The organism is Ottowia flava, from assembly GCF_008017535.1.
Taxonomy (GTDB): Bacteria; Pseudomonadota; Gammaproteobacteria; order Burkholderiales; family Burkholderiaceae_C; genus Ottowia; species Ottowia flava.
The window spans coordinates 1-16,483 of record NZ_VRUA01000029.1 but is presented as its reverse complement, the minus strand read 5'-3'; the positions used below and the strand labels follow the sequence as shown (position 1 = coordinate 16,483).

Genomic DNA, 16,483 nt, shown 5'->3' with positions numbered 1-16,483 from the left:
CCTGTGTGAGGTGTGAGAGGGTTCAGTGCGGCTTATCGGGCGCGGGCTCGGGCTCGGCCCGTTCGGCCATTTGCTTCATGACGGCCTTGAGCAGCTTGCCGGTCGGCGCGGCGGGCAGTTGCGTCATCCGGCGGATTTCGGCCGGCTGCTTGTAGGGCGACAGGTTGGCGCGCAGGTGCTGGCGCAGCGCGGCTTCGTCCAGCGCGCGGCCTTCGGGCACTTCGACGAAGGCGACCACCTCCTCGTTGTGGCCCACGGTGCGGCCGACCACGGCCGACTGCACCACGCCGGGGAAGGCGTTGATGACCTGCTCCACCTCCAGCGGGTAGACGTTGAAGCCCGATCGGATGATCAGCTCCTTGCTGCGCCCGGCGATGTACAGCGCGCCATCGTCGCCCTGGCGCGCCAGATCGCCGGTGCGAAACCAGCCGTCCGCGCCCAGCGCCTCGGCCGTGAGCGCGGCGTTGCGGTAGTAGCCCTTCATGACGTTGGGGCCGCGCACCCACAGCTCGCCCGTGCCGCCCGCAGGCAGGTCGACGCCGTCCGGGCCCACCACGCGCACCGCGATGCCCGGCACCGGCTGGCCCACCGAACAGTCGCTGCGCGGCGCGTCGGCGCGCACCTGGGCGATGGTGGGTGCGGTTTCGGTCAGGCCGTAGCCGTTGAGCACCGGGTGGCGGAAAGCGGTTTCAATCGCGGCCTTCAACCCGGGCGTCAGCGGCGAGCCTGCCACGCCGATGGCGCGCAGCTGCGGCGCGTCCAGTGTTCGGCCCTGTTCGCGCAGCCAGTCCAGCAGGCGCGCGTACATGGCGGGCACGCCGGTGAAGCTGGTTACGCCTTCGCCCAGTGCGGCCGCCAGCCGCTCGGGCGCAAAGCGCGGCGACAGCCACACGCCCGCGCCGCTGGCCAGCGCGCCCAGCACCTGGGAGGCCAGGCCGACGATGTGCGCCATGGGCAGCACGCCGTAGATCAGGTCCTGCGGGTGCATGCCGCGCACGGTGCCCGCAATGCCGGCGGTGAAGATCAGGTTGGCGTGCGTCAGCATCACCCCCTTGGGCGCGCCCGAGGTGCCGCTGGTGTAGATCAGCGCCGCGACCTGCTCGCGCGCGTCGGCGCTGGTCGGTTCGGGTGCGGCGTCCGCGTTCAGCGGCCCCATGTGCATCGGCCCGAGCTGTGGCCAATCGATGGCTTCGGCGCCATGGCGCTCAGCATGGCCGAGTGCCTCGGGCGAGACGCGCGTGGTGTAGAACACGCGGCGCGGCGTGGCGTGCGCGATGACGCTGTCGACTTCGCGCGCGGACAGGCGCCCGTTGACGATGCAGACCCAGGCGTCCAGCCGGCTGGTGGCCAGCGCGATCAGCGGCGTGGCCGCGCAGTTCTCACCGACGATCATCACGCGGTCGCCGGCGCGTACACCGCTGTCGCGCAGACTTTCTGCCACGGCCCGCGCGGCAGCGTCCAGTTCGGCGTAGCTGTAACGCACGTGGTCGTCGCGCAGCGCCAGGCGCCCGGGCTGCTGGCGGACCCACGGCGTGATGAGTTCGTGGAGGCGTTGGGGGCGAAACGGCGGCTGCGGCATGCGTTGGGGTGGAAGAAATGGCCGGACACAGTCTAGGCCGCGCCTGCCGTTTTGGCGTGCCTTGGCCGTGCGACGAAAACTGCAGTGCAGTCCGCAGGCGGCGCTTGGTGGGCGCTCATCTCTCGGCACCTGCCGCGCAAATCGGGGCCGCGACGCATTGCACCGCTGGCTGGCGCGCCATCCCAGCACGCCTTCTGTCCGCTTTCCGACATGGAGGGCATGGATAATTCCGGCATGCTCCAGGGCTTCCGTCAACGCAAGCGTCTGCACACCGTGGTCTTCACGGTGCTCGCGCTCGCCTGGCTGGTGGCCCTGGCCGCGGGGGTGCAGGCACGCGCGGCGATGCCCACCTTGCTGCCGCTCGACGTGTGCACCACGGCACCCGACGGTGGCAGCCACACTTGGGGCCATGGCAGCGACGCGCCTGCGGGCTCGTCGCACCACAGCGACCCCGACTGTCTGCTCTGCCTGGCGCTGGCCACGCCGCCGGCGTTCGCGCTGGCACCGGCGCGCCTGCCGCTGCCGGCGACCAGCACGCTGCGCCCTCACGCCACCTCTGCGGTGCCCGCCTGGGTGGCGCGCGCGCCCTTGCCCGCGCGCGGGCCGCCCGCCCTCCTCCACGCCTGACCTTCTCGCGCGCTGCCGTCGCGGCCGGCGCGGTCTTTCTCTGTCTGTCTGAACGTGGCCCGCGCCTGCGCGCGGCATGGCGTTCGGGCGTGGATTTTTTCTCATGATGGCTTCCTTCCTGCCGGGGCGTGCGTGTTCCCGCCCCACCCTCACACCTTGCGCACTGGCCTGCCTGGCGCTGCTGACCAGCGCTGCCTACGCGGCCGATGACGCGGCCAGCGCCAACGAAGCGCCTTCGCTGCCCGACACCGTGGTCACCGCTGTGCACGACCATTCGCCGGCGCAAATCGTGGCCGACCCCAAACAGCCGCGCCAACCCGTGCCGGCCAGCGACGCGGCCGATTACCTCAAGACGATTCCCGGCTTCTCGGCCATCCGCAGTGGCGGATCCAACAGCGACCCTGTGTTCCGCGGGCAGTTCGGATCGCGCCTGCCGCTGCTGACCAACGGCACGCAGATGCAGGGCGCCTGCCCGGCGCGCATGGATTCGCCCAGCTCCTACATCTCGCCCGAAACCTTCGACACGCTGACCGTGGTGAAAGGCCCGCAGACCGTGCTGTGGGGCCCCGGCGCCTCGGCCGGCGTGGTGCGCTTCGACCGCGAACGCCCAGATTTCAGCGACGGCCCGGTGCATTTCACCGGCACCTTGCAAGGCGCCAGCGCCGGGCGCAACGACCAGACCGCCGACTTCGAGGCGGGCAACGATCAGCTGTACCTGCGCGCCACCGCCAACCGTTCGCACAGTGGCGATTACCAGGACGGACGCGGCCAGCGCGTGCCCTCGGCCTGGGACAAGTGGAACACCGACGTGGCCCTGGGCTGGACGCCCGACGCCCACACCCTGGTGGAGCTGAGCGCGGGCGCCGGTGACGGCGAGGCGCGCTACGGCGGGCGCGGCATGGACGGCACGCAGTTCAAGCGTGAAAGCTTTGGCCTGCGTTTCGAAAAGCAGCACATCACGCCCTGGTTTGCCAAGCTGGAAGCGCAGATCTACCGCAACCAGGCCGACCACGTGATGGACAACTTCACCCTGCGCGAGCCGCCCAGCACCGGCATGATGGCCGGCGGCATGGCCAGCAACGTGCGGCGCACCACCACGGGCGGGCGCGTGGCGGCCACGCTGGCGCCCAGCGACAGCGTGTCGGTCGTCACCGGACTGGACTTCACCCGCAGCCCGCACGACGTGCGCAACGGCACGCCGATGCGCCCTTACAGCGCCCAGGCCTGGCGGCGCGACGCCCGCTTCAACCAGACCGGCGTGTTCGCTGAAGCCAACTGGCGCGCCTCACCCGATACCCGTTGGGTCGGTGGCCTGCGCCTGGACCGCGCCGACGCCTGGCGCTATCCCGCCGACGCAGGTGGCATGGGCGGCGGCGACATGGGCGGACACGGCATGGGCGATATGGGCGGCGGAATGTCAGGCAGGTCCGCCGCGCGTGCGATGGACATGGGCATGCCCCGCCCGGTGCCTGCGCCGATGGCCAGCAACCACCGCCAGCGCAAGGCCTTGCCCAGCGGTTTCCTGCGCTGGGAGCGTCAATTGGCAGAAGGCGCCACCGCTTACGTGGGCCTCGGCCACGTGCAGCGCTTTCCGGACTACTGGGAGCTGATCTCGCCCGGCAACAGCGCGGCCGGCAAGGGCAACGCCTTTGGCAGCCTGAAGCCCGAGAAAACCACGCAGCTGGACGTCGGCGTGAACTGGAAGTCCCAGGACTGGCAGGCCTGGGGCTCGGCTTACGTCGGCCGGGTGCAGGACTACATCCTGTTCAACTACCAGGGCATGGGCTCGGCCGTGCGCAACGTCAACGCGCGCACCGCCGGGCTGGAACTGGGCGGCAGCCACCGGCTGGGCGATGCGTGGACCGTGCAAGGCACGCTGGCCTACAACTGGGGTCGCAACACCAGCGACGGCCGGCCGCTGCCGCAGGTGCCGCCGCTGGAGGCCAAGATGGGCCTGAGCTACGCGCAAGGCCCGTGGAGCGCAGGCGCGCTGTGGCGCCTGGTCGCAGCGCAGCGGCGTGTGGCCAAGGGCGAAGGCAACGTGGTCGGCCAGGACCTGGGCCGCAGCGCCGGCTTTGGCGTGTTTTCGCTGCACGCCGGCTACCGCATCAACAAGCAGCTGAAGCTGGCCGTGGGCGTCGACAACCTGTTCGACAAGACCTACGCCGAGCACCTGAACCTGGCCGGCAACGCGGACTTCGGCTACCCCGGCGGCACGGGCATCAACGAACCAGGACGCACGCTCTGGCTGCGGGCGGATGTGAAGTTCTGACGCGCGCACGACCGATGCGCTGACGCATCGGCGCGGTCAACCTGGGGCGGTGCGCCGGGCCTTGCCGGCCGGGGACGCACGCCCCGCCCATGTCGCGGCGTGCCGGGCGCCGGGCGTGCCGCGCCGGTTCATTGGTTTGTCAAAAGTATTTTGCTATTGCAAAGATAGCTGTCTGCGCTGATCCAAAAAGGGCTGGAGGCACTTTTCTTCAGTATTCCGCATCCGGCCAGCGCAGGTCCACGCCCAGCTCATCCCGTAGGCGCACCAGGTCGTCCGGTGTGTCCAGATCCGTGGTGCAACGGGCGTGCGCCAGCGCCAGCGACTGCACCCGGTCCGGGTGCGCGCGCCGCCATTCGCGCACGCCGCCGCTGTCCGTGGCGCCCTGCACCGCCGCGCGCACGGTGGGTCCGAAAACCAGCGGGTGGCCGGGCTGACCGGCGTGCGTTGGCACCACCAGGTCGATGCCCGGCGGTCGCGCACACCACGCGGCCAGCACCGCCCGAAGGTCGTCCAGCGCCAGCAGCGGCTGATCGGCCAGCAGCACCACCACGGCGTCCAGCGCGGGCGGCAGCGCGGCCAGCCCGCAACGCAGGGACCCACCCGTGCCGTCGTCTGGACGCGGGTTGCGGGTGCTGCGCAGGTCCAGCACAGGGTGGTCGGCTGCGAGTTGCGCCACCAGCGGCTGCAGGCGCTCGGCGTGGTGCCCCAGCACGACCACCACCTGGCGGACGTCGCCCGCCTGCAGCAAGCCGATCTGGCGGGCCAGCAGGCTTTCGCCATCGCGCTGCAGCAACGCCTTGGGCCGCCCGCCCATGCGCCGGCCGGCGCCTGCGGCCATGACGACAGCGGCCATGCCAGCGCCCTGGCCCGTTGCAGCGCGGCCTTCCGTCACTCAGCCGACGACGCAGGCGGAACCCGCGCCGGCCACGCCTTGCTGGTCTTTGACGTGCGCCACGTTCAACTCGCTCGGCAGCGCCAAGCCGTTCTTCACGGCCAGCACCTCGGCCATGACGCTGACCGCGATCTCTGGCGGGGTCTTGCTGCCGATGTAGATGCCGACCGGGCCGCGCAGGCGCGCCAGGCTGTCTTCGGTCTGGTCGAAGTGCTCGATCAGCCGGCGTCGGCGGGCGTCGTTGTTGCGCCGGCTGCCTAAAGCGCCGATGTAGAAGGCGTCGCTTTGCAGCGCCTCCAGCAGCGCCAGATCGTCCAACTTTGGGTCGTGCGTCAGGGCGATCACGCAGCTGCGGCGGTCGGGCTGGAAGGCGGTGACGACGTCGTCGGGCATGTCGGCCACGACGCGCGTGCCCGGCACGCTCCAGCCGCCGCGGTATTCCTCGCGTGGATCGCACACGGTGACCGAAAAGCCGCAGAACTGCGCCATGGTCGCCAGGTATTCGCTCATCTGCCCGGCGCCGATGATCAGCATGCGGTATTCGGGGCCGAAGGTGTTGGCCAGTTCGGCGTCGCTGCAGCGCAAGGCCGTGGGCGCGTTGGCCGGCGTCAGGCGCACCTGGCCGCTGCGCAGGTCGATGCTGCGCTGCACCAGGCCGCCCGCTTCCAGCAGGCGCACCAGCTCGGCCAGCGCGGCGGCGTCGGGGTCGAATTCGAGCAGCAGCTCCAGCGTGCCGCCGCACGGCAGGCCGAAGCGGTGCGCTTCGTCGGCGCTGATGCCGTACTTGACGAACTGCGGCGCGCCATCGGGTGCTGCCTTCAGCGCGTCGGCCGCGGCGGCGTGGGTGTAGCGCGCGATCAGATCGTCTTCAATGCAGCCGCCTGAGACCGAGCCGATCACCGCACCGGATTGGTCCAGCGCCATGATCGAGCCCACGGGCCGCGGCGACGAACCCCAGGTGCGCACCACCGTGGCCATCAATGCGTGGTGGCCGCCGGCACGCCAGTCGCGCAGCGCCCGCAGCACGGTGACGTCGAGGTTTTCCATGGCTGCTGTCTCCTTGCGTTCAGTCGGCGGCGGGCTCGTCCTTGCCGCTGCCGGTCAGTTTGGACCACATTTTCTTGAGCTTGCCGGGCTCGTCCTTGTCCTCAGTCAGGTTCTCGGAGGGGAAGCGGCGCTGCATTTCCTCGTCGAACCGCTTGAAGAAGGTTTCGGCCATCGACTTGGCCACACCGTCGATCAGCCGCTGGCCGACCTGGGCGATCTTGCCGCCGACCTGCGCGTTGACGGTGTAGGCCAGCTCACAACCCTCCCCCTGCGGGGTCAGCGTGACCTTGGCACTGCCCTTGCCGAAGCCGGCGGCGCCGCCGTTGCCATCGAAGTTGATGGTGTAGCTGTCGGGCGCCTGAATGTCGGTCAATTGCAGGTTGCCCTTGAACTTGGCCGACACCGGGCCGACCTTGATGCCGTTGACCAGGGCGTAAGCGTTCTCGCCGGTCGATTCGATGCTGTCGCAGCCCGGGATGCAGATTTTCAGCACCTCGGGGTCGTTCAGCGCTTCCCAGGCCTGTTGCTGGGTGACGGAAAGCGCGCGGCTGCCTTGCATGTCCATGGGGTGTCCTCCTTGATGTTCAGCGGCGGGGTGGTTGCCGCAGGAGTGCCGCGATGCCCGCGGCCAGATCCTGCAGCTTGTCGATGTTGTGCACGGCGAGCATGCCGTCGGCCGCGCGGTGCAATTGGGCCGCGCCGCGCGCGATGGGGGCGTAGGCGTCGTAGCGCAGCAGCGGATTGAGCCACAGCAGCGCGCGGCTGTGGCGCTTGAGCCAGCCGAGTTCGCGCCCGAGCTGTTCGGCATCGCCCGTGTCCAGCCCGTCGCTGACCAGCAGGACCAGCGTGCGCCGGCCGACCAGGCGGCGCGCGTGCCCGTGGCGCAGCGCGGCGATGGCGTCGCCCAGGTGCGTGCCACCGGCAAAGTCGGTGATGGCGGCGCCCGCACGCAGCAGCATGGCGTCGGTGTCGGCCTCGGCAAATGCCGCCGTGAGGTCGGTCAACTGCATGCCAAAGGCGAACACGTCGCGCTGCACGCGGTGGCCGTCCAACTGGCGGGTGGCCGCATGCAGAAAGGCGAGCAGCAGGCGCGCGTAGCGCTCCATGGAGCCAGACACGTCCACCAACACCAGGAGCGGCAGCGGCTGGCGCCGGCGTTGCAGGCGGTGCAGCGCCATCACCTCGCCACCGGTGCGCGCGGCTTCGTGCAGGGTGCGGCCCCAGTGCACGCGCGCGCCGCGCCCACTGGCGCGCACCCTGCGCGAGCGCACGGTGGGCAGCGGCAGGCGGATGTCGCGCGCCAGGCGCTCGACCAACTGGTATTCGCTGGCGGACAGCTGGTTGAAGTCGGCGTGGCGCAGGCGCGCCAGGTCGCTGGCCGTCATGGCGGCGTCGAACTGGAATTCTTTTTCAGGCGCCGTGGGCGGCCTTGCGGCGGCGGGTCTGGGTGGCTGCAGTACTTCCTTCACACGCGGGCGCTGGCGCGGGCCGGCGGCCTGCCCTTCGGCGCGCGGGAGCATTTGCGACAGCAGCTTGTTGGCGAGTTCCGGGTCGCGAAAGAAGGCGTCGAACAGTTCGCGAAAGACGGCGCGATCCTGCTCGCGCCCGACCAGCACGGCTTCGAGCGCGGCGCTGACGTCGCCCCGACGGTCCACGCCCACGCACTGCAGCGCCTGCTGGGCCAGCGCCATGCGCGCCGCGTCCACCGGCACGCCGGCGCGGCGCAGGGTGCGGCCGAAGGCCGTGAGGTTGTCGGCCAGCTTGCCGGTGCGGGCGTCGCCAAGCAGCATGACGGGGCCTTATGCCGGTGCAGGCGCCAGCGCGTCGCGGATCACGTCGGCCGTGAGCGCGGCGACGTCTTCGCGCTGCTTGAACAGCACGCCAGCCGTGTCCTGCACGAGCTCGGGGTCGAGCTGCAGCGCGTCCAGCGCCACAAGCGCCTTGGCCCATTCGACGCTTTCGGCGATGCCGGGCGCGCGCTGGAACAGCTCGGCGTGCGGTGTGCTGCGCAGGCGGTGCACGAAGTCGGCCACCTGGTCGGCCAGGGCTTTGGGCGCCTCGGGCACGCGGGCGCGCACGATGGCGAGTTCGCGTTCGCGCTCGGGATAGTCGAGCCAGTGGTAGAGGCAGCGGCGCTTGACGGCGTCGTTCAGCTCGCGCGTGCGGTTGCTGGTCAGCACGGTGACGGGCGACACCACCGCGCACACCGTGCCCAGTTCGGGGATGCTGACCTGGTATTCACCCAGGTATTCGAGCAGGAAGGCCTCAAACGGCTCGTCGGCGCGGTCGACTTCATCGATCAGCAGCACGGCGCCGGGCGGTGGCGCCTGCAGTGCCTGCAGCAGCGGGCGGCGGATCAGGTAGCGCGGCTGGTAAACCTCTTGCTCGATCTCGTCGGCGGGCGCCCTGCCCTCCGCAGCGCGCAAGTGCAGCAGTTGCGCCGCGTAGTTCCATTCGTACAGCGCCTCGCGCTGCTCCAGCCCGTCGTAGCACTGCAGGCGGATCAGCTCGCGGCTGAGCACCTCGGCCAGCGCCTTGGCCAGCTCGGTCTTGCCGACCCCGGGCTCGCCTTCCAGCAGCAGCGGACGCCCCAGTTTGAGCGCCAGGAACGCGGCCGTGGCGAGGCGCCGGTCGGCGAAGTAGCCGGCGCGCTCCAAGGCGGCGACCAGGGCGTCGATGGAGGCGGTGGCCGACGAAGTGGTCGGGTCGTTCATACTTCTAATTTGATAGCTAGCTGCGCAGGTGGTTGTAGGGCGCAAGGCCAATTTGACTCAATAATCAATAGCCCTGCCCGCGCTGGGGGTGACCAGCGCCCACCGTGTGCCTGCGACGCGGCCGCGCCGCACGCGCCAGACTCCGCTCAGCCCAGCGCCTTGGCGACGGCGCGCTGCGCCATCACGCCGACCAGGTTGGCGCGGTAGGCGGCGCTGCCGTGCAGGTCGCCGTTCAGTTGATCGGCATCGGTGGCCACGCCGGCCAGCGCGTCGGCGGTAAAGCTCTTGGCCAGCGCGGCTTCCATCGCGCTGTGGCGGAACACGCCGTTGCCGCCGCCGGTGACGGCCACGCGCGGGCCGCCGGCCGTGTCGGCGACGAACACGCCGATCAGCGCGAACAGCGACGCGGGCTGGCGGAACTTCATGTACGCGGCGCGCTTCGGCTTGGGAAAGCGCACGGCGGTGATCAGCTCGCCGTCTTCCAGCGCGGTGGCGAACATGCCCTGGAAGTAGTCGTCGGCCGAAATCTCGCGCTGTGTGGTGATGACGGTGGCGCCCAGGGCCAGCACGGCGGCCGGGTAATCGGCCGCGGGGTCGTTGTTGGCCAGCGAGCCGCCGATGGTGCCCATGGCCCGCACCTGCTTGTCGCCAATGCCTTCGGCCAGCGCGGCGAGCGCCGGAATCATGGCCTGAACGTCGGCGTTGCTGGCCACGTCGGCGTGGCGCGTCATGGCGCCGATGACAAGGCTATCGCCGTCCTTGCGCACGCCGGCCAGCTCCTTGATGGCACCCAGGTGCACCAGCTGTTCGGGCGAGGCCAGGCGCAGCTTCATCGACGCCAGCAGGGTCTGGCCGCCGGCCAGGAGCTTTCCGCCCGCCTGGGCCAGCTTGACGGCGTCGGCCTGCGTGGCGGGACGTTCAAAGGTGAATGCGTACATGGTCAATGGCTCCTTTTAGGCGGCGGCGCCAGCGCGCGCGGCTTGAATGGCGGTCCACACGCGGCTGGGTGTGGCGGGCATGTCGAGTTCGGTCACGCCCAGGGGTTGGAGCGCGTCCAGCACGGCGTTGATGACCGCGGGCGGCGAGCCGATGGCCCCGGCCTCCCCGCAGCCCTTGCTGCCGATCGGATTGTGCGTGCAAGGCGTGCAGACGTGGCCGAGCTTGAACTCGGGGAAATCGGCCGCGCGCGGCATGGTGTAGTCCATGAAGCTGCCGGTCAGCAGCTGGCCGGTTTCTGCGTCGTACACGCCGTGCTCCATCAGCGCCTGGCCCATGCCCTGCACCAGACCGCCGTGCACCTGGCCTTCGACAATCATCGGGTTGATGATGACGCCGAAGTCGTCCACCGCGCTGAAGCGGTCGACGCGCACCACGCCGGTGGCGGGGTCGACTTCGACCTCGCAGATGTAAGTGCCGGCCGGGAAAGTGAAGTTGGTCGGGTCGTAGAAAGCGGTTTCGTTCAGGCCCGGCTCCAGCTTGTCGAGCGGGTAGTTGTGCGGCACGTAGGCCGTCAGCGCCACCTGGGCGAACGGAATTTTCTTGTCGGTGCCCTTGACGCTGAATTCGCCATTGGCGAAGTCGATGTCGGCGTCGCTGGCTTCCATCAGGTGGGCGGCGATCTTCTTGGCCTTGGCCTCGATTTTGTCCAGCGCCTTCATGATGGCCGTGCCGCCCACGCTGAGCGAGCGGCTGCCGTAGGTGCCCATGCCGAAGGGCACGCGGCCGGTGTCGCCGTGCACCACGTCGACCTGGTTCGGGTCCAGCCCCAGGCGCGCCGCCACCAGCTGCGCAAACGTGGTTTCATGCCCCTGCCCGTGGCTGTGCGAGCCGGTGAAAACCGTCACGCTGCCGGTGGGGTGCACGCGCACCTCGCCGCATTCAAACAGGCCGGCGCGTGCGCCCAAAGCCCCAGCGATGTTGCTGGGCGCCAGGCCGCAGGCTTCGATGTAGCTGCTGTAGCCGATGCCGCGCTTCAGGCCCTTGGCCTCGCTGGCGGCCTTGCGCGCGTCGTAGCCTTTCACATCCGCCAGTTCCTGCGCCTGGTCCATGCAGGCGTTGTAGTCGCCGATGTCATACTGCAGCGCCACGGGCGTCTGGTAGGGGAAGCTGGTGATGAAGTTGCGCTTGCGGATTTCGTCCTGGCTCAGGCCCATGTCCCAGGCGCAGCGGGTGACCAGGCGCTCGACCAGGTAAGTCGCCTCCGGGCGGCCGGCCCCGCGGTAGGCGTCCACCGGCGCGGTGCTGGTGAACCAGCCATCCACTTCCACATAGATCTGCGGCGTGGCGTATTGCCCGGCCAGCAGCGTGCCATACAGGATGGTCGGCACGCTGGACGCAAAGGTGGACAGGTAGGCGCCCAGGTTGGCGTCGGTGTGCACGCGCATGGCCAGGAACTTGCCGTCCTTGTCCATCGCCATTTCGGCGTGGCTGATGTGGTCGCGCCCGTGCGCGTCGGACAGGAAGGATTCGCTGCGCTCGGCCGTCCACTTGATGGCGCAGTTGAGCTGCTTGGCGCCCCAGGTGAGCGCCACGTCTTCGGCGTACAGGAAGATCTTGGAGCCGAAGCCGCCGCCCACGTCGGGCGCGATCACGCGCACCTTGTGCTCGGGCAGCTGCAGCACGAAAGCGGTCATCAGCAGGCGCTCGACGTGCGGGTTCTGGTTGGCCACGTACAGCACGTATTCGTCGGTGGCGCGGTTGTAGCTGGCGTTGGCGGCGCGCGGCTCCATGGCGTTGGGCACCAGGCGGTTGTTGGTGATGTCCAGCTTGGTGACGTGCGCGGCATTGGCAAAGGCCGCGTCCACGGCTGCCTTGTCGCCGAGCGTCCACTTGTAGCAGTGGTTGTCGGGCGCTTCGTCGTGCAGCGCCGGGGCCGTCTTGGCGGTGCGCATATCGATCACGGCGCCCAGGGGTTCGTAGTCGACCACCACGGCTTCGGCCGCGTCCTTGGCCTGCTGCGGCGTGTCGGCCACCACCATAGCCACGTGGTCGCCCACGTAGCGCACCTTGGCGTGCGCCAGGATGGGGTGCGGCGGCTCCTTCATGGGCGAGCCGTCCGGGTTGCTGATCAGCCAGCCGCAGGGCAAGCCGCCCATCTTGCCTTCGGTGTCCTTGCCGGTGAACACGCGCACCACGCCCGACATCTTGTCCGCGGCGCTGGTGTCTACACTTTTGATAGCTGCGTGCGCATGCGGGGAGCGCACGAACGCCGCATACTTCTGGTTGGCCTGGTTGATGTCGTCGGTGTATTGGCCCACACCCGTCAAAAAGCGCTCGTCCTCCTTGCGCTTGAGCGACTCGCCGATGTGCGGCAGCTTGGCAAATTCGTTGGCACCCATTTTTGTCTCCAGTAGCTGTTGTTCAGTCAAAGTCTGCGCAGTGCATGCGACCCACTGTGGCGCGGGCCAACCCAGCGAACGCCGTCCCCGGACCTGCGCCGGGGACTGGCGTTGTCCCCCCTCGCGCAGCAGAGGGGGGAAGGCGCCGCCAGGCGACTCAGGGGGGTGGCTACGCCATCTGGCCCTGCGCTTGCTGAACCGCCTTGACGATGTTCTGGTAGCCGGTGCAGCGGCAGATGTTGCCTTCCAGCTGCTCGCGGATCTCGGCCTCGTCGGCCTTCGGGTGGTGCTTGAGCAGGTCGATCGCGCTCATCACCATGCCGGGGGTGCAAAAGCCGCACTGCAGGCCATGGCAGTCCTTGAAGGCGACCTGCATCGGGTGCATGGTGCCGTCGGCGGCGGCCACGCCTTCGATGGTGGTGACGCGCGCGCCCTGCATCTGGCCGACCACCACGTTGCAGGCCTTGATGCTGCGCTCATCGCCGCCGTCGAACTGCGCGATGACGGTGCAGGCACCGCATTGGGCCGTGTCGCAGCCCACGTGCGTGCCGGTCAGGCGCAGGTGCTCGCGCAGCAGCTGCACCAGCAAGGTGTTTTCCGGCACGTCCGCGCTGACCGCTTGCCCGTTGACCGTGAGTTCAACTTTCATCGTGGAAGTCTCCTGCTTGTTGTGGGTGAAAAAGAGAATGCGCTTCGGGTGTGACAATCCGGCCATTCTTGAAAACCGCTTGGGCGGACGGCCTAGGTTAAACCCTAGTTTGTCGTTGCCCGGGCAAGGAAAGTCTCAGAATGAGACACGGCGGCGCGCCTGCCGCCGCCACAGGAGACCACCGCTTGGGCGAAGCACATCGGCTGCAACAGATCGCGCTGGCGCGCCAGCAGGCGCTGGGTGGCACCGCGTCTGCCACCGACGCGCTGGTCGACGCCTGGTTCGACCGCGCCTGGCTGGCGCGGTCTTGGCAGCGCTGCCTGGCCCAGGGCCAGCGGCCGGCCGAGTCCGTGGCCTTCGCCACCGTTTCCGCCGCTGTGCAGCGCGACACCCGCGACGCCGCACAAGCGTTGCTGGCCGCGGCCCAGCCTGAAATGGAGCGCCTGGCGCGCGCGGTGGCGCCGATCCGCTACTTCGCCATCCTGACCGACGCGCATGGCACCGTGGTCGGCACGGCCGGCGCCATCGATCGCAGCGACCGCGCCACCGACGCCATCGCCCGCGTGGGCGTGGACCTGTCCGAGCGCAGCGTGGGCACCAGCGCCATCGGCGCCGCGCTGACCGAGCTGCAGCCGGTCTGGCTGCATCGCGGCGAACACTTCTTCGAAGACACCGCCGTCTACAGCTGCGCCGGCGCGCCGCTGATCGGCCCGCGCGGCGACTGCGTCGGCATGCTCGACCTGACCGGCGTGAACGTGGCCGAGCGCCCCGAGCTGAAGCACCTGGTGGCGCAGTCGGCCCGCCAGATCGAAGACGCGCTGGTGCTGGCCGTGCCGCACGCGCTGTGCCTGCGCCTGGCCTGGTACGACGGCATCGCCACCAGCGAACGCGCGGCGGTGATGTGTCTCGATGCCGACGGCGCCGTGGTCAGTGCCAACGCCGCTGCGCGCGACATGCTGCCCAGCCTGCACGGCAGCCGGCACCCCGCTGTGCACGCCGACGAGCTGTTCGCCCTGCCCTGGCCCCAGCTGTTCGATTTGGCGCAGCGCGGCAGCGCCGTGCCGGTGCCGCTGTGGTCAGGCCTGCGCGTCAGCGTGCGCGCCAGCCGCGCCAGTGCCTGCGGCGACAGCGGCGCCGACGCGGCGGCGCTGCCCTTGCGCAGCCTGACCGACGACCTGATCGCCCAGGCGGTGCGCGCGGCCGGCGGCAACGTCACCGAAGCCGCCCAGGCGCTGGGCGTGAGCCGCGCCACGGTGTACCGCCGGCTGGGACAGGGACGCCGGCCGGGCGTGGGCGCGGTCTGAGATTTTCAAGTGTTTTAGGCTTCCAGCCCTACAACCACCAGCGCTAGCAGCTATCACTTCGCTAGCGCTTTCTTTCCGCTTCGGCACGGGCGCCTGCTCGCCGCGTCGTTAAAATCGCACGATTTCCGCACCTGCCAGCGGCCGCTATCGCGCCTGACGCCTACCGCCTGGCTCACCAACTCCCCTCCCACGCCGATGTCCGCCGTCTTCAACTTCACCTTCGTGCCCTGGTTCCGCGCGGTCGCGCCCTACATCCACATGCACCGCGGCAAGACCTTCGTGGTGGGGCTGACGGGCGAGGCGATCGCGGCGGGCAAGCTGGCCAACATCGCCACCGATCTGGCGCTGATCCAGAGCATGGGCGTGAAGATCGTGCTGGTGCACGGCTTTCGCCCGCAGGTCAACGAGCAGCTGCACACCAAGGGCCTGGAGCCGCAGTATTCGCACGGCCACCGCATCACCGACATGGCGGCGCTGGACGCCGCGCAGGAAGCCGCCGGCCAGTTGCGCTACGAAATCGAAGCCGCCTTCAGCCAGGGCCTGCCCAACACGCCGATGGCCGGCTCCAAGGTGCGCGTGATTTCGGGCAACTTCATCACCGCGCGGCCGATGGGCATCATCGATGGCGTCGACTTCAAGCACACCGGCGTGGTGCGCAAGGTCGACGCGGCGGGCATCGCGCATTCGCTGGACACCGGCGCGCTGGTGCTGATCTCGCCCTTCGGCTTTTCGCCCACCGGCGAGGCCTTCAACCTGGCGATGGAAGAGGTGGCCACCTCGGTGGCCATTTCGCTGCAGGCCGACAAGCTGATCTTCCTGACCGAAAAGCCGGGCCTGCGCGTGCGCCCGACCGAGCCCGAGTCCGACGACAACCCGATCGACACCGAAATCCCCCTGGCCGACGCGCAGGCGCTGCTGGCCCAGCTGCCGCCGCCGGAGCATCCGTGGGATGTGGGCTTTTACCTGCGCCACTGCGTCAGCGCCTGCGTGCACGGCGTCGAGCGCAGCCACATCATTCCGTTCGCGGTGGATGGCGCGCTGCTGCTGGAGGTGTACGTGCACGACGGCATCGGCACCATGGTGGTCGACGAGAAGCTGGAAAGCCTGCGCGAAGCCACGCACGACGATGTGGGCGGCATCCTGCAGCTGATCGAGCCGTTCGAGAAGGACGGCACCCTGGTCAAGCGCAGCCGCACCGAGATCGAGCGCGACATCGCCAACTACACCATCGTCGAGCACGACGGCGTGATCTTCGCCTGCGCCGCGCTCTACCCCTACCCAGAGGCGAAGACCGCCGAGATGGCGGCGCTGACCGTGTCGCCGCAAAGCCAGGGCCAGGGCGATGGCGAAAAGGTGCTGCGCCGCGTGGAGCACCGGGCGCGCGCCATGGGCCTGTCCAGCATCTTCGTGCTGACCACGCGCACCATGCACTGGTTCATCAAGCGCGGCTTTCAGCCCGTCGACCCGGACTGGCTGCCCGAGGCGCGCAAGCGCAAGTACAACTGGGACCGCAAGAGCCAGGTGCTGGTCAAGAAGCTGTAACGCGCGCCTCCGTTACAGCGTGGCTCGCCGAACTGTCACACCGGCGGCCAGTTCTCCTACGGCGCAGCGCAGGCGCGCTGTCTACAGTCCGTCCTAGCCCGTGCAAATGCTTCGCAGTCACTGCGGAGCCTGCCGGGCGGATGTTCAGCTTAGGGAGAAAAGTGATGGAGATCGTCTGGTTCCTGATCGTCGGCCTGATCGCCGGCTGGTTAGCCAGCATGCTGGTGCGCGGCGGCGGCTACGGCCTGGTGGGCGACATGGTTGTCGGCGTTCTGGGCGCGCTGCTCGGCGGCTTTCTGTTCGGTTCGCTTGGCGGCGCGGTCGGGGGCGGCCTGTTAGGCAGCATCGTGGTGGCGACGCTGGGCGCTGTCATCCTGATCGTCGTCCTGCGACTAATCAAGCGGGTCTGACGCTGATGTAGCCCAAAAAAAAGCGGCCCGCGAGGGCAATGCCAGTCAGTTAACCGCTGACTGGCATTTTTTTGTTGGAAACTTGTGCGCCCGGTTTTTCACCTGCCTG

General features: G+C 69.4%; 14 protein-coding genes. 5 read left to right on the top strand and 9 right to left on the bottom strand.

The genetic code is table 11. From position 1 onward, the window contains the following. Window positions 1–22: 22 nt before the first annotated feature. Complete coding sequence (locus tag FVQ98_RS18445; RefSeq protein WP_147914923.1) at window positions 23–1,579, bottom strand: class I adenylate-forming enzyme family protein; 1,557 nt, start codon at window positions 1,577–1,579, stop codon at window positions 23–25. A 219-nt stretch (window positions 1,580–1,798) separates the two neighbouring features. Between FVQ98_RS18445 and FVQ98_RS18440 the strand changes: the two genes are divergently transcribed. Beyond that, the gene (locus tag FVQ98_RS18440; protein WP_255507852.1) at window positions 1,799–2,206 is read left to right on the top strand and encodes a DUF2946 family protein; all 408 of its coding nucleotides are present in this window, start codon (window positions 1,799–1,801) and stop codon (window positions 2,204–2,206) included. A gap of 106 nt (window positions 2,207–2,312) precedes the next feature. Next, window positions 2,313–4,478 carry a TonB-dependent copper receptor gene (locus FVQ98_RS18435; RefSeq protein ID WP_370512990.1) on the top strand — a complete coding sequence of 722 codons (2,166 nt, stop codon included), beginning with the start codon at window positions 2,313–2,315 and terminating at the stop codon, window positions 4,476–4,478. A gap of 208 nt (window positions 4,479–4,686) precedes the next feature. Here the strand turns inward: FVQ98_RS18435 and FVQ98_RS18430 are convergent, their stop codons facing one another. From FVQ98_RS18430 to FVQ98_RS18395, 8 genes are all read right to left on the bottom strand, one after another. After that, window positions 4,687–5,331, bottom strand: a complete 645-nt coding sequence (locus FVQ98_RS18430) for a nucleotidyltransferase family protein (RefSeq protein ID WP_147914920.1) — start codon at window positions 5,329–5,331, stop codon at window positions 4,687–4,689. Between the two features lie 39 nt (window positions 5,332–5,370). After that, a complete protein-coding gene (locus FVQ98_RS18425; RefSeq protein WP_147914919.1) occupies window positions 5,371–6,417 on the bottom strand; it encodes an XdhC family protein in 1,047 nt (348 codons plus the stop codon). A gap of 19 nt (window positions 6,418–6,436) precedes the next feature. Further along, a complete protein-coding gene (locus FVQ98_RS18420) occupies window positions 6,437–6,982 on the bottom strand; it encodes a CoxG family protein (RefSeq protein WP_147914918.1) in 546 nt (181 codons plus the stop codon). Between the two features lie 19 nt (window positions 6,983–7,001). Next, window positions 7,002–8,207 carry a vWA domain-containing protein gene (locus tag FVQ98_RS18415; RefSeq protein WP_147914917.1) on the bottom strand — a complete coding sequence of 402 codons (1,206 nt, stop codon included), beginning with the start codon at window positions 8,205–8,207 and terminating at the stop codon, window positions 7,002–7,004. Window positions 8,208–8,216: 9 nt separating this feature from the next. Further along, complete coding sequence (locus FVQ98_RS18410) at window positions 8,217–9,131, bottom strand: AAA family ATPase (protein ID WP_147914916.1); 915 nt, start codon at window positions 9,129–9,131, stop codon at window positions 8,217–8,219. 146 nt (window positions 9,132–9,277) lie between these two features. Continuing rightward, window positions 9,278–10,069: an FAD binding domain-containing protein gene (locus FVQ98_RS18405; protein WP_147914915.1), complete on the bottom strand. Its 792-nt coding sequence runs from the start codon at window positions 10,067–10,069 to the stop codon at window positions 9,278–9,280. A gap of 15 nt (window positions 10,070–10,084) precedes the next feature. After that, window positions 10,085–12,469: a xanthine dehydrogenase family protein molybdopterin-binding subunit gene (locus FVQ98_RS18400; protein WP_147914914.1), complete on the bottom strand. Its 2,385-nt coding sequence runs from the start codon at window positions 12,467–12,469 to the stop codon at window positions 10,085–10,087. Between the two features lie 169 nt (window positions 12,470–12,638). Then, entirely contained in the window at window positions 12,639–13,118 is a 480-nt protein-coding gene (locus FVQ98_RS18395; protein WP_147914913.1) for a (2Fe-2S)-binding protein, read from the bottom strand. A 185-nt stretch (window positions 13,119–13,303) separates the two neighbouring features. Between FVQ98_RS18395 and FVQ98_RS18390 the strand changes: the two genes are divergently transcribed. From FVQ98_RS18390 to FVQ98_RS18380, 3 genes are all read left to right on the top strand, one after another. Then, the gene (locus FVQ98_RS18390) at window positions 13,304–14,422 is read left to right on the top strand and encodes a helix-turn-helix domain-containing protein (protein ID WP_255507851.1); all 1,119 of its coding nucleotides are present in this window, start codon (window positions 13,304–13,306) and stop codon (window positions 14,420–14,422) included. Window positions 14,423–14,617: 195 nt separating this feature from the next. Beyond that, window positions 14,618–15,964: an amino-acid N-acetyltransferase gene (gene argA, locus FVQ98_RS18385; RefSeq protein ID WP_147914911.1), complete on the top strand. Its 1,347-nt coding sequence runs from the start codon at window positions 14,618–14,620 to the stop codon at window positions 15,962–15,964. Between the two features lie 164 nt (window positions 15,965–16,128). Continuing rightward, window positions 16,129–16,374 carry a GlsB/YeaQ/YmgE family stress response membrane protein gene (locus FVQ98_RS18380; protein WP_147914910.1) on the top strand — a complete coding sequence of 82 codons (246 nt, stop codon included), beginning with the start codon at window positions 16,129–16,131 and terminating at the stop codon, window positions 16,372–16,374. The last annotated feature ends 109 nt before the right edge of the window (window positions 16,375–16,483 follow it).

Excerpts from the sequence above, each read along its gene's own strand:
- FVQ98_RS18445 (WP_147914923.1), bottom strand. The coding sequence starts at position 1,579 with ATGCCGCAGCCGCCGTTTCGCCCCCAACGCCTCCACGAACTCATCACG.
- FVQ98_RS18440 (WP_255507852.1), top strand. The coding sequence starts at position 1,799 with ATGGATAATTCCGGCATGCTCCAGGGCTTCCGTCAACGCAAGCGTCTG.
- FVQ98_RS18435 (WP_370512990.1), top strand. The coding sequence starts at position 2,313 with ATGGCTTCCTTCCTGCCGGGGCGTGCGTGTTCCCGCCCCACCCTCACA.
- FVQ98_RS18430 (WP_147914920.1), bottom strand. The coding sequence starts at position 5,331 with ATGGCCGCTGTCGTCATGGCCGCAGGCGCCGGCCGGCGCATGGGCGGG.
- FVQ98_RS18425 (WP_147914919.1), bottom strand. The coding sequence starts at position 6,417 with ATGGAAAACCTCGACGTCACCGTGCTGCGGGCGCTGCGCGACTGGCGT.
- FVQ98_RS18420 (WP_147914918.1), bottom strand. The coding sequence starts at position 6,982 with ATGGACATGCAAGGCAGCCGCGCGCTTTCCGTCACCCAGCAACAGGCC.
- FVQ98_RS18415 (WP_147914917.1), bottom strand. The coding sequence starts at position 8,207 with ATGCTGCTTGGCGACGCCCGCACCGGCAAGCTGGCCGACAACCTCACG.
- FVQ98_RS18410 (WP_147914916.1), bottom strand. The coding sequence starts at position 9,131 with ATGAACGACCCGACCACTTCGTCGGCCACCGCCTCCATCGACGCCCTG.
- FVQ98_RS18405 (WP_147914915.1), bottom strand. The coding sequence starts at position 10,069 with ATGTACGCATTCACCTTTGAACGTCCCGCCACGCAGGCCGACGCCGTC.
- FVQ98_RS18400 (WP_147914914.1), bottom strand. The coding sequence starts at position 12,469 with ATGGGTGCCAACGAATTTGCCAAGCTGCCGCACATCGGCGAGTCGCTC.
- FVQ98_RS18395 (WP_147914913.1), bottom strand. The coding sequence starts at position 13,118 with ATGAAAGTTGAACTCACGGTCAACGGGCAAGCGGTCAGCGCGGACGTG.
- argA (WP_147914911.1), top strand. The coding sequence starts at position 14,618 with ATGTCCGCCGTCTTCAACTTCACCTTCGTGCCCTGGTTCCGCGCGGTC.
- FVQ98_RS18380 (WP_147914910.1), top strand. The coding sequence starts at position 16,129 with ATGGAGATCGTCTGGTTCCTGATCGTCGGCCTGATCGCCGGCTGGTTA.